At 57.7% G+C, this 11,522-nt stretch carries 12 protein-coding genes; 10 read left to right on the forward strand and 2 right to left on the reverse strand.

The window, feature by feature from the left end; genetic code table 11:
• Window positions 1-22: 22 nt before the first annotated feature.
• The 10 genes from A3709_RS18365 (at window position 23) to A3709_RS18410 (ending at window position 10,121) form a co-directional block, all read left to right on the forward strand.
• Window positions 23-397, forward strand: coding sequence for a hypothetical protein (locus A3709_RS18365; RefSeq protein WP_066057957.1), 375 nt, complete (start codon window positions 23-25; stop codon window positions 395-397).
• A gap of 2 nt (window positions 398-399) precedes the next feature.
• On the forward strand, window positions 400-1,359 hold the full coding sequence (locus A3709_RS18370) for a threonine dehydratase (protein WP_082850208.1): 960 nt from the start codon (window positions 400-402) through the stop codon (window positions 1,357-1,359).
• A gap of 9 nt (window positions 1,360-1,368) precedes the next feature.
• Window positions 1,369-1,926 carry a hypothetical protein gene (locus tag A3709_RS18375; RefSeq protein WP_082850209.1) on the forward strand — a complete coding sequence of 186 codons (558 nt, stop codon included), beginning with the start codon at window positions 1,369-1,371 and terminating at the stop codon, window positions 1,924-1,926.
• Between the two features lie 101 nt (window positions 1,927-2,027).
• Window positions 2,028-2,471, forward strand: coding sequence for an NfeD family protein (locus A3709_RS18380; protein WP_066057960.1), 444 nt, complete (start codon window positions 2,028-2,030; stop codon window positions 2,469-2,471).
• 13 nt (window positions 2,472-2,484) lie between these two features.
• On the forward strand, window positions 2,485-3,474 hold the full coding sequence (locus A3709_RS18385; RefSeq protein ID WP_066057963.1) for an SPFH domain-containing protein: 990 nt from the start codon (window positions 2,485-2,487) through the stop codon (window positions 3,472-3,474).
• On the forward strand, window positions 3,471-3,830 hold the full coding sequence (locus A3709_RS18390; RefSeq protein ID WP_066057965.1) for a HigA family addiction module antitoxin: 360 nt from the start codon (window positions 3,471-3,473) through the stop codon (window positions 3,828-3,830). The genes A3709_RS18385 and A3709_RS18390 overlap by 4 nt, the downstream gene beginning before the upstream one ends.
• A 32-nt stretch (window positions 3,831-3,862) precedes the next feature.
• Window positions 3,863-6,016: a S9 family peptidase gene (locus A3709_RS18395; protein ID WP_197484288.1), complete on the forward strand. Its 2,154-nt coding sequence runs from the start codon at window positions 3,863-3,865 to the stop codon at window positions 6,014-6,016.
• 18 nt (window positions 6,017-6,034) lie between these two features.
• On the forward strand, window positions 6,035-7,411 hold the full coding sequence (locus tag A3709_RS18400) for a glycerophosphodiester phosphodiesterase family protein (protein WP_156507848.1): 1,377 nt from the start codon (window positions 6,035-6,037) through the stop codon (window positions 7,409-7,411).
• 33 nt (window positions 7,412-7,444) lie between these two features.
• A complete protein-coding gene (locus A3709_RS18405; protein ID WP_066057973.1) occupies window positions 7,445-9,538 on the forward strand; it encodes a prolyl oligopeptidase family protein in 2,094 nt (697 codons plus the stop codon).
• 142 nt (window positions 9,539-9,680) lie between these two features.
• Complete coding sequence (locus A3709_RS18410; RefSeq protein WP_066057976.1) at window positions 9,681-10,121, forward strand: DUF2721 domain-containing protein; 441 nt, start codon at window positions 9,681-9,683, stop codon at window positions 10,119-10,121.
• Between the two features lie 3 nt (window positions 10,122-10,124).
• On the opposite strand, the gene A3709_RS18415 is transcribed toward A3709_RS18410, so the two are convergent.
• Both A3709_RS18415 and A3709_RS18420 read right to left on the reverse strand, forming a co-directional pair.
• Window positions 10,125-10,394 carry a hypothetical protein gene (locus A3709_RS18415; RefSeq protein ID WP_066057979.1) on the reverse strand — a complete coding sequence of 90 codons (270 nt, stop codon included), beginning with the start codon at window positions 10,392-10,394 and terminating at the stop codon, window positions 10,125-10,127.
• Window positions 10,395-10,479: 85 nt separating this feature from the next.
• Complete coding sequence (locus A3709_RS18420; protein WP_066057982.1) at window positions 10,480-11,373, reverse strand: hydrogen peroxide-inducible genes activator; 894 nt, start codon at window positions 11,371-11,373, stop codon at window positions 10,480-10,482.
• Window positions 11,374-11,522: the final 149 nt, after the last annotated feature.

Consider the following 11,522-nt stretch of genomic DNA (forward strand, 5'->3'; position numbering starts at 1 on the left):
CCTATGTAATGGAGGCAGTTTAATGGAGAGAACGTTATTTGCAGCATTGGTGTGGTCGGCGTTGAGCACCCAACTGGTCCAGGCGGAGGCGCTCTCGGACGCGGCTAATGCCATGTGCGAGAAGGTGAAGCAATGCACGATCGCCCACATGGGGGAAGCCGATATGACGTCGGAAATGCGCCAAATGATCGAGCCTATGGTCAATAGTATGTGCGACGCCATGCGCGCAGGTATCAAAGAAGTGCCGACCAATCACGAGCTTTACCAACCGGCGGTGGCTTGTATGCGCAGCATGGCCGAGCTCAGCTGCAGCGACTTCCAGGATGAGCAGAAGGTTCACACAGACGCGTGCGAGGCCTATCGTCAGCAAGCTGATCAGGTTATGGCTGAGTCCTAGCGGTGAGCGGATTTTCGCTGGCTGAGCTGGAGGCAGCGGCGGCGCTTGTTTACCCGCATATGCAGGCCAGTCCCCTATTGCGCTGGCCTTTGCTGGAGCAGCGCCTGGATTTTGAAGCCTGGGTGAAGCACGAGAATCACAACCCGACCGGTGCCTTCAAGGTGCGTGGAGGCCTGGTGTATCTCCAGCGGCTCAAGCAGCGTTTACCGGACTGCCCCGGGGTGGTCACGGCCACCCGAGGCAATCACGGCCAGAGCATTGCGCTCGCGGCGCGAATGGTGGGTATGCGGGCAGTGATTGTGGTTCCAGAGGGCAACAGCGAAACCAAGAATCGCGCCATGCAGGCACTTGGCTGCGAACTGGTGGTGCATGGGCGCGACTTTGATGTATCGGTGGAGCATTCACAGCATCTTGAGCGGGCTGAGGGTTTGCATCGAATACCTTTGTTTCATGAGGATCTTGTCTGCGGTGTGGCGAGTTACGCGCTGGAGATGTTTCGTGCCGGACCCGTGCTCGACCGGGTATATGTGCCCATTGGTCTGGGTTCGGGCGTGTGTGGTGTATTGAGCGTGCGTGATGCGCTGGGACTGGATACGGAAGTTGTCGGGGTGGTGTCGTCAGAGGCCACATGTTATCAGCAGTCGCTGGCTGAGGGTGAGTGTGTGGCGACAGCCACTGCCGATACGCTGGCCGATGGCATGGCGGTGCGAGTGCCCAATCCGGACGCACTGGCCATGATGCGCTCGGGTGTCTCGCGCATTGTCGATGTCAACGATGATCAGGTGCTTGCTGCGATGGCACATTATTTTGAGGACACCCACAATATTGCTGAGGGGGCGGGTGCTGCGGCGCTGGCTGCAGCCATCAGCGAGCAGGCCGATAACCGCGGATGCCGGGTCGGCCTGGTGCTGACGGGCGGCAATGTCGACGCCTCATTGTTTGCCCGGGTCTTGTCTGCCTGATTAGAGCTGATGGCGATTAATGCCTCCATCATGGAGGTGAAAGTGAAAACGCGATTGATTGTTCTGGCGGGACTCTTCTTGTTGCTACTTGCCGGCAGTATCCGCGCGGAAGTGGTGGCGGTTGGCGACTGTGGCTTTCATATTCGTGTGCAGACCGAGTTGCCGGTGGATAAGGCCGCAGCCTGGGAGCAAGTTGTGCACCCAGCCCGTTGGTGGAGCGAAAGCCATTCCTGCTTTGGCTCGCGCGAGAACTTTATGCTAGACCCTGTGGCAGGTGGCTGTTTCTGTGAATCCCTCGGTGACAAATCTGTGCTGCATTTGACCGTATCCACTGTGGTGCCCGGCGAAAAGCTGATTATGCTTGGCGGGCTGGGCCCCTTGCAGGCGCTGGGTTTGAGCGGCCCGGCTGTCTTCACCTTCGAGGATGTGAGTGACGGGCGCACACGCATCGTTCACGACTACCGTGTGAGCGGCTTTACCGAGCTCAATCTCGAGGAGCTCGCGCCTGTTGTGGCGGGTGTGCAGCAAGAGCAATTGGATTCTCTGGCGGCCAGTCTGGCACGCTAATCCCGCCTCTACCCTGATTCATCGACCCTGTGTACGGCTTGACATTGCCTATAATTTCATGGGTTACTCTTACATGCGTAATATGTAAGGACGGAGTGAGTATGGAAGCTACGGGTCTGGAATTCTGGCATCTCTGGCTAATCGCTGGCGCAGTGCTGCTTACTGCTGAAATCTTTATGCCTGGGTTTGTGCTGGCCGGGCTAGGGTTTGCCGCCGTGGTGGCCAGCGCCATCCAGTACCTGACCGGAAGCACCGGGTGGGCGCTCGCGGGTTTCTCTGTCGGCGCGCTGGTGTTTTTCTTCGGTATCCGGCCGTTTGCACTGAGCACCTTTATGGATGACAAGCCGTCACCCTTTGGTGTGAATGCCATGCTGGGCAAGCGCGTCGTTATAAGTGACAGCCCTGATGTGGGTGGCAATCTACAAACCCTGTTTCGTGACACCCACTGGAATGTCGAGTCTGAAGACGACTTGATGGAAGGCGATGAGGCTGAAATTGTCGCCGTGAAGTCCACCGTGCTGGTGGTCAAGCGTATTAGCCGTTAATGGAGGAACAGTTATGACGGAAGCTGTAATGATAGTGATCGCCGCGATCGGCATCTTTGTAATCACCCTGCTGGTGAAAGGTATTCGCATTGTTCCGGAACAATCAGCGGTTATGATTGAGCGACTCGGCAAGTTCCGCACCCAGTTGAATCCCGGGCTGAATATTATTATTCCCGTGGTCGACAAGCCGCGCTCAGTGCCCTGGCGCAGTACCGTGAAAGACGGTGGCCAGAAGTTCTATGTAGTCTCCAATATCAGCAATCTCGATCTGCGCGAGCAGGTGTATGACTTCCCCAGTCAGTCGGTGATTACCCGGGACAACGTGGGTATCCAGGTGGACGCTGTGGTGTATTTCCAGATCACTAACCCGCAAAAGGCGGTGTACGAGATCTCCAACCTGCCGATGGCCCTGGAGACCTTAACCCAGACCACCTTGCGTAATGTGATTGGTGAAATGGATCTCGATGACACCCTGACCTCGCGTGAAACCATTAACGCCAGCCTGGTTGAGACCATTGACAGTGCGGCGCAGGCCTGGGGCGTGAAGGTGAATCGTGTCGAAGTACAGGACATTATGCCGCCGCAGGATGTACAGGCAGCAATGGAGCAACAGATGAAGGCCGAGCGGGAGCGTCGCGCCCGGGTAACTGAGGCGGAGGGCTTTAAGCGCGCTGAGGTGCTGCGTGCTGAAGGCGATCGCGACGCCCGAATAGCGCTGGCTGACGGTGAGCGGGAAGCCGCCATTCGCGAGGCCGAGGGTAATGCCCAGGCGATTGAGCGCCTGGCGGAAGCCGAGAAAGCTAAGCTGCAGCGGGTTCAGGAAGCCCTGGCGACAGATACCGGCGATTACCTGATTGGCATGCGCTATATGGAAACTCTGGACCAGATGGCCGGCAATCAGAACGTGGTGTGGATGCCACATTCCGCGACCGACCTGGGTTCCTTTATTGGCGGGTATAAGTCGCTCCTGGGTGCAGCTGGCAAAGCACCTGAGGCCACATGAGCAAACGTACTCCGCACCCTGGTAGCCTGATTCCCGCGCTCATTCTCGAGCCCGCGGGAATCTCCCAGTCGATGCTTGCGCGTCAGCTGGGTTTCAATCAGCCCCAGCCAGTGAATGAGCTGGTGAAGGGCAAGCGTGGCATCACGCCCAAAATGGCGCTGCTGCTGGAGCGCGCCACCCGCGGCGAATACAATGCTGAGTTCTGGCTGCTGGCCCAATTGCGCTGGGAACTGGATCAGGCGCGCCGTGACATGCCACGTACCAGGCTCGCTATGGTTGAGTCGGTCGAGGCTGAAATGGCGTGTAATAGCGATTGCGATTCATTGCTTGAGTTAAGTGCGCAACTTCGCGCATGATTAGCTTTTAGCCAAAAGACCCAATAACGACTATGAACAAAGCCCTTCTGGCGGCGCTACTGGCGCTGCCTCTGCTCTCTGCTTGTGAAAATATGCCTGAAAACAATCACTCCGATGGCCCCCCCGTTGCTGAAAAGCGCCCCAGCGAGCGCAGCTACCACGGCCTCGTTCTTGAAGATGATTATTTCTGGCTGAAAGACCCGTCATACCCGGACACGGATGACGAGGACGTGCTGGACTACCTGCGCGCAGAAAACGCCTGGTTCGAACGCCAGATGGCACCGCGTCATGAGTTGGTGGAAACGCTCTTTGAGGAGATGAAAGGGCGTATGGAGGAAGATCTCGCGGAAGTCCCCTGGATTGAAGGGGGCTACGAGTATCGCTGGCGCTATAGCCCTGGCTCAGAGTACAAGCTGTGGGAGCGCCGTGCGTCGGGCAGCGACGAGTACGAGACCATTCTCGATGAAGCCAAAGAGGCAGAGGGTCACGAGTTTTTCTCCCTGGGTAATCTCAGTATCAGCCCGGATGGCAAGCGTCTTGCCTGGAGCGCCGACTTCAATGGATCGGAGCGCGAGCACCTGGTGGTAGACGATCTTGCCACCGGTGAGCGTTTCGCAGATGGCTCGGAGCGGGTGTCCTCAGGCGGCCTGGCATGGGCCGCCGATAGCGATTCCATCTACTACAGTGAGGTCGAAGAAGACGCCTGGTATACGCTGCGGGTCAAACAGCATGTTATCGGGACCTCGGCGGCGAAAGATCGGGAAATTTTCTACAACCCGGATCGCACTCTGTTCCTGAGCCTTTCTGAATCAAGGTCGCGCGAATATGTGCTGATCACCATGGATGATCGCACCACGACTTACACCTACCATTTTCCGACTGATGCCAGCGAGGCCAAACCCGAACTGGTGAGCCCGGCACGCGAGGGTGTGCGCTATGTGGCGGATCATGCGAATGGGCAGTTCTACATTCGCACTAATGATGAGCATGTCAACTTCCGCATCGTCACCGCCCCTGAAGACACGCCGGATGCACCTCACTGGCAGAGCCTGTTCCCGCCGTCAGACGACATCTATTACCGCGACATTACGGTGTTCGATGATTTTGTAGCAATTGAAGAAACCTCTGAGGGGCTGAGCCGGGTGCGTGTTCGTCTCAATAGTGGCGAGGAGCACTATGTCCGCTTTGACGAGGACGTTTACACCGCCTCCCTGGGGATCAATGCAGATCCCGCAGCGGAGTTTTTGCGCATCAGCTATGAATCGATGATTACGCCGGATACAGTGTACGATTACATTCCGGCGCAAAAGAAAATGACCCTGCGCCGCCAGCAACAGATTCCCAGCGGTTACAATAAGAGCCTTTACACCACGGGCCGCATCTGGGTGACTGCCCGGGATGGCGTCGAGGTGCCGGTGTCCATCGTGCATCGCAAAGATGTTGTGCTCGATGGCCAGGCGCCCATGCTGCTGTACGGCTACGGTGCCTATTCACACACGGTGAATCCGACGTTCTCCACGCTGCGTCCCAGCCTGTTGGATCGCGGGTTGATCTGGGGCATCGCACACATTCGCGGCGGTGCCGCCATGGGGTACCAGTGGTATCTCGATGGCAAGCTCGAAAAACGCACCAATACCTTCAACGACTTTGTCGATGTCAGTCGTTACTTGGTTGAAAACGACTATACCAACCCCGAGCGCCTGGCCATCATGGGAGGCAGCGCGGGTGGTGAACTCGTAGGCGCTGCCGTGGTCCAGGCCCCCGAGCTGTATCAGGCGGCGGTGCTGCAGGTGCCGTTTGTCGATGTGCTTAACACCATGCTGGACGAGACTCTGCCTTTGACTCCGCCGGAATGGTTGGAGTGGGGCAACCCGATTGAGTCCAAGGCGGCCTTTGAACTCATTCAGTCCTACAGTCCGTACGACAATATTGAGGCCATGGACTATCCGGCGATGATGGTAACCGGTGGTTTGAATGACCCCCGTGTAACCTACTGGGAACCCGCCAAGTGGACCGCTAAAATGCGCGGTCTCAAAACCGATGATAACGAGCTGATCATGAAGATTAATATGGGCGCGGGCCATCAGGGTAAAACTGGTCGCTATGCCTCTGTTTACGAGTGGGCACAAGAATTCGCTTTCGTGTTGACGCAACTGGGTGTTGAATCCGTCGATACTCAGGACTAACGCTGCAGGACCCATAGTGTGAAAATCCATAAACCTCTTTCCGTCGCCGTGGCTCTGCTTACGGTGGCGGCCTGTTCTGACAGTGACCCTCGGCCTGCTGTCAGTGCATCCAATCTCTCGGTAATTTCAACGGCTCTGCCTGAAGGCGCTCCGGGCGAAATGCCCAGCCTGATGTTTCGCGCGGTACTGGACGTACCCCAGCCGCGGGACGTCAGCATTAACTACTCAACCAAAGCTGAGTCGGCCACAGCCGGTGATGATTATCTCGACACAGCGGGTGAAGCGGTGATTCGTGCAGGCGAGCTTGAGGCCTTCATCAGTGTTGATCTATTAGGCGATGCCGAAGAGGAATCGGCCGAGACATTTACCCTCGAGCTCAGTGTGCAGGGCAATGCCAATCTCGTCGATGTTACTGCCACCGGCACGATTGCCAACGATGATACCGCTTGCGATACGCCCTACAGTTACACCGAGAATCCCTGGCGTGTCTTCGGCGCCGATCCGCTCAACTACGCCCACCGCGGTGGCGTTATCGACTTCCCCGAGAATACCTTGTTCGCTTATGGTGAAGTCGCTGTAGTCGGTGCCGACGTGCTGGAAATGGACGTGTATCAGACAGCCGATAATGAACTGGTTGTGCTGCATGACCTGACCGTGGATCGCACCACGAATGGCACCGGCCGGGTAGTGGATCTCACGCTGGCTGAGCTCAAAGCCCTGGATGCCGCTTACTGGTTTGTACCCGGGGAAGGCACGCCCCATGATCGGCCCGACGACGCTTACGTTTTCCGCGGTATCGCCACGGGCGATGCCCCGCCACCGCCAGGTTACAGCCGCGAAGATTTCCAGATACCTACTCTGGAAGAGGCCCTGCAGCGTTTTCCCCATAACCTCATCAATGTCGAGCTCAAGCCGGATCTCGACGGTGTGGGCGACTACGAGGGCCAGATGGCTTCACTGTTGCAGCGCTACGGCCGCGCCAGTGATGTGATAGCGGCGTCTTTCGTGGATGAGGCCGCGATGAACTTCAAGGCAGTGGCGCCCTGTGTACATACCTCGGTCCCCCTCGACCAGGGGTCTGCGCTGGTACTTGGGTCGCTGGGAGACGGGGTGATTCCACCCGTACCTGAGCACGTGGCGTTCCAGGTGCCGCCGGACACCAGTCAGATTACCGGGTCCGGTCAATTGCCGGATGACTTCTTTCTTGAGGTGGTCACCGAGGACTTTGTCGCGGACGCGCACGCCGCCAACCTGGCCGTGCAGGTGTGGACGATTAACACCTGCGAGGACATGCTGCGGATGATAGCCTTCGGGGTGGATGCCATTATGACGGACCGGCCGGTGCTGCTGGAAGAATTACTCAATACACCTGCGGACCAGCGCAGCTGTGAATAAGCCTGTATCCAGGCAGAGCAACGAGGCAAGTACATGAATCTTAAACCCCTGTTAATGGCAGCGGCACTCATGGGTGTGAATGCCGTGGCCGAAACCGAAGATCCCTTCCTCTGGCTGGAAGATATCCAAGGCGATAAGGCGCTGACCTGGGTGGAGCAGCAGAATGCGGTCTCGACCAAGCGCTTGATGGCGGAGCCGGCTTATCAGGCCTCTTATGATTCGACGCTGGCTATTCTCGACTCGGATGATCTTATCCAGCGCCCGATCCCGGTGGGCGATGACGTGTATAACTACCGTCAGAACGATGCCCATCCGCGCGGTATTTTGCGCCGCACCAGCGCCAAGAGTTATCGCGCCAATGAGCCCGAATGGGAAACTGTTCTGGACCTTGATGCGTTGAGTAAACGCGAGGGGCGCCCCTGGGTATTCAAGGGTATGAACTGCCTAGCGCCGGCCAATCAGCGCTGCCTGCTGACGCTGTCGCCCGGCGGCAGCGATGCCTCGCAGATCCGCGAGTTCGATCTGCAGGAAAAGACGTTTGTGAAGGATGGTTTGCACCTCCCTGAAGCCAAGAGCAACGTGTCGTGGATTGATGCGGACAGCTGGTTGATCGGTACGGATTGGGGCGAGGGCAGCCTGACAGTGTCAACGCTGCCGCGTCAGCTGAAGGTGCTTAAGCGCGGCCAGTCCCTGGATCAGGCCCAGTTGCTGTTTGAGGTGGGGCGTGAAGACGTCATTGCTTACGCCCGCGCTGCCGAGGTCAAGGGCAAGTCCTACTTTGTACTGACGCGTGCTGTCGATTTCTTTAATGGTGAGCAGGTGCTCTGGGACGGCGAGCAGTTATTTCCGCTGGCACTGCCCCAGGATATCCAGATTCAGGCCGCCTTTGGCGATGAATTACTCCTGAAGGTACCCAGTGATTGGTCCGTTGCCGGCCAGACGATTCCCGGTGGCGCGCTGGTGTCTGTGGACATTGAGCAACTTATTGCTGGCAAGCCCGTTCCCACCACGTTGTTTTCACCGTCCGAGCGGGTCTCACTCGACTGGGTTCAGGCGACCAACGGCGAGCTCTATTACGCCACACTCGACAATGTGACCAGTCGGCTATACCGGGCGAGTCGCACGGCCGACGGTTGGGACTCTGAGAACATCCAGCTCCCTGGCCTGGGGGTAGCGGCCAATCCCTTTACCTGCAGTTGCCCTTCAGAAACCCTCGCCCACGATCACGATGGTTTGTACTACCAGTATGAAGACTTTCTGACGCCCGACGCGTTGTACCACACCCGCGATGGCCGGGCGCCGGCGGCGGTGAAGCAGATGCAGCCGCTGTTCGATGCGCAGTCGCTCTCTGTGCAGCAGTTACACGCCACGTCTGCAGATGGCACCAAGATCCCCTATTTTCTGGTGGGGCCGCATAAAACACCCAGCGACGGTAAGGCACCGGTGCTGTTGATTGCCTACGGCGGTTTTGCCGAGAACTACACACCGTTTTACAGCGCGGTTACCGGCAAATCCTGGCTGGAGAACGGGGGTGTGCTCGCTGTAGCGAATATTCGCGGTGGCGGTGAGTTTGGTCCAGCCTGGCACCAGGCGGCGGTGCAGGAAAATCACATGAAGAACTTTGAAGACCTGATTGCGGTCGGAGAAGATCTTGTCGATCGCAAGATTACCTCGCCCCAGCACCTGGGCATTCGCGGTGGCTCGCAGGGCGGTCTGCTCGTTGGCGGCTCGCTGATGCTGCGCCCGGATCTGTTCGGCGCGGTGATCAGCCAGGTGCCGTTGCTGGATATGCAGCGATACACCAAGCTGCTCAATGGCGCGAGCTGGATCTCTGAATACGGTGACCCCGACAAGCCCGAGCAGTGGGCATACATCAAGACCTGGTCGCCGTATCACCTGATCAGCAAGGACAATAACTACGGCGAGCCATTCATTTGGACGACAACGCGTGACGATCGGGTGCATCCCGGCCACGCCCGTAAAATGGTCGCCAAGCTGCAGAGCTACGGCCATCCGGTACTGTACTTTGAGAATACAGAGGGTGGCCACGGGGCAGGATCGACCAATGAGCAGCGGGCCCGCGCCTCGGCGTTGGAGTACGCCTACCTGTGGAGTCGTCTAAAATAGCCAGCTAGGGCGTCCCCGGTCTGACGGGGGCATCAGGTTCACTCGCAGTAGCGACTGGAGGTCACTGTCGACATCTTCGCGAGGCTGTCAGGGTAGGGTATTGTTCTGCCCTGATAGCCCCAACTAATACTGGAATGCGCGCATGGACGTTTCTGCAAGTACGCTGGCGATGACCATACACACGGCCGTGGCGCCGGTGTTTCTGTTGGCCGGCATCGCTGGTTTTCTCAATGTTCTGTCGGCCCGCCTGGGGCGCATTGTCGACCGGGCCCGGGTGCTTGAGCAGCGGGTGACCGAGTTAGAAGAATCGGTGCGCCTGGATGTGGCCAATGCCGAGCTGCGCACCCTCTGGCGCCGGGTAAAAATCATTAACTGGTCAATTGGCTTGTGTACCGCATCTGCGTTAATGGTGTGTCTGTTGGTGGTCAGCTTGTTTGTTGGCGGTATGTGGACGTTCAACAGCGACGAGGTGATAGCCGTGTTCTTTGTGGTGGCCTTGCTATTACTGATTGTGGCGCTGGTGTTGTTCCTCAAAGAGGTGCAGCTGGCCACGCGGCTGCTGCAGGGCAGTGCTAACGCTTGAGCGTTAATAGGAATTCCAACGGCCGTCCTCCCAGAAAAGATTCAGTTCTTCGGCACAGCGCAGCTGCACGTCGGAAGTATTGCGCGTCACGCCGGCGTTGCCGGCAATCGTGCTCAGGCGTTCTTCGCGGGCAATACACTCCGTCATGGCCTTGCGGTTTATTTCCCACTGGGCCTCACGCAGATCGGGGCCGCCCCGGGCGATGTAGTTCTCGTAATACCAGTAGCCGACGCCGAAAATAGCGCCGAGGAGCAGGATTTCTCGCAGGCCCATAACTGTCCCCTTGGGTTCTTATTGGGCCCGAGTATAGGCGAACGACGGGTTCGGGTAAGTCTTCTTTTGGCGAATAGTCGAGATTTCAGGCAGCCGCCAATTGATCTTGAAACAGCGCCAGCAGGGCTTCAATATTGGCCATGCCGGGATAGTTGGGGCGGATGGCAATCGCGAGTTCGCGATGCGGCCCCGGCTCTTCCAGGGGTATGCTGGCCAGTCGTTTATCGCCACTCACCAGCTGCTCCAAGGCGATTTGCGGCACCAACGTAGAGCCGATATTGCCGATGACCAGTTGAATCAGTGTCGACAGGCTGGTGGCGCTGAACTTGTGCGGCGATATGCTCTCCAGCTGGCAGGCCGACAGTGCGTGGTCGGTGAGGCAGTGGCCATCCTTGAGCAACATCAGGTGAGTTTCCGCAAGGTCCTTGGCGCTGGCCACACGCAGCGATGCGGCTGCGTCTTCACTGTTGAGAATCCACAACAGATCTTCACGCCAGAACGGGAAGGTAAGCAGGCCCTCGCAGTCATAGGGCAGCGCGACTATGGCGGCATCCAGTGCGCCTCGGCGCAATTGATCCAGCACTTCGGCAGATTGATCTTCAATGATATCCAGTTGCAGGGCGGGATAGTGTTGGTGCAGCGCCGGCAGCACCTTGGGCAGCAGGTAGGGGCCAATAGTGGGAATCACGCCTATGGTCAGCGGTGTGCTCAGTGGCTCGCGCTGGGCATCGGCCAGCTTGGTCAGGTCCTCCATTTGCAATTTGATCTGGCGCGCGCGTTCGAGCACTTGCTGCCCCAGGGGCGTGACCAGTACTTTGCGATTATCGCGCTCAAACACCTGGAAACCGAGTTGTTTCTCCATTTCTGACATGGCCGTGCTCAGGGCCGACTGGGAAATATTGCAGTCCTCAGCCGCCTTTTTGAAGTGCAGGTGGCGCTCTACGGCAAGCGCGTAGTGAATCTGTTTCAGGGAGATCATGACCGGGTTTTGGCTCCACCTTCATCGATGCCAACATTAGATAGGATACACCATTCATTCAGCCATTTGATCGTTTGTATCAAAGTGATTGATTTTTCTGAACGTGGCGTTGTTCCAGTGCAATCGGGAAATGTGATTTTGATGTTCAA

The sequence above is a fragment of the Halioglobus sp. HI00S01 genome (assembly GCF_001635445.1).
GTDB classification, from domain to species: Bacteria; Pseudomonadota; Gammaproteobacteria; order Pseudomonadales; family Halieaceae; genus Halioglobus; species Halioglobus japonicus.

What these genes read in the sequence shown, in the direction of transcription:
- A3709_RS18390 (WP_066057965.1), top strand. Translation starts at nt 3,471, where the DNA reads ATGAGCAAACGTACTCCGCACCCTGGTAGCCTGATTCCCGCGCTCATT.
- A3709_RS18385 (WP_066057963.1), top strand. Translation starts at nt 2,485, where the DNA reads ATGACGGAAGCTGTAATGATAGTGATCGCCGCGATCGGCATCTTTGTA.
- A3709_RS18365 (WP_066057957.1), top strand. Translation starts at nt 23, where the DNA reads ATGGAGAGAACGTTATTTGCAGCATTGGTGTGGTCGGCGTTGAGCACC.
- A3709_RS18375 (WP_082850209.1), top strand. Translation starts at nt 1,369, where the DNA reads ATGGCGATTAATGCCTCCATCATGGAGGTGAAAGTGAAAACGCGATTG.
- A3709_RS18380 (WP_066057960.1), top strand. Translation starts at nt 2,028, where the DNA reads ATGGAAGCTACGGGTCTGGAATTCTGGCATCTCTGGCTAATCGCTGGC.
- A3709_RS18410 (WP_066057976.1), top strand. Translation starts at nt 9,681, where the DNA reads ATGGACGTTTCTGCAAGTACGCTGGCGATGACCATACACACGGCCGTG.
- A3709_RS18395 (WP_197484288.1), top strand. Translation starts at nt 3,863, where the DNA reads ATGAACAAAGCCCTTCTGGCGGCGCTACTGGCGCTGCCTCTGCTCTCT.
- A3709_RS18420 (WP_066057982.1), bottom strand. Translation starts at nt 11,373, where the DNA reads ATGATCTCCCTGAAACAGATTCACTACGCGCTTGCCGTAGAGCGCCAC.
- A3709_RS18405 (WP_066057973.1), top strand. Translation starts at nt 7,445, where the DNA reads ATGAATCTTAAACCCCTGTTAATGGCAGCGGCACTCATGGGTGTGAAT.
- A3709_RS18415 (WP_066057979.1), bottom strand. Translation starts at nt 10,394, where the DNA reads ATGGGCCTGCGAGAAATCCTGCTCCTCGGCGCTATTTTCGGCGTCGGC.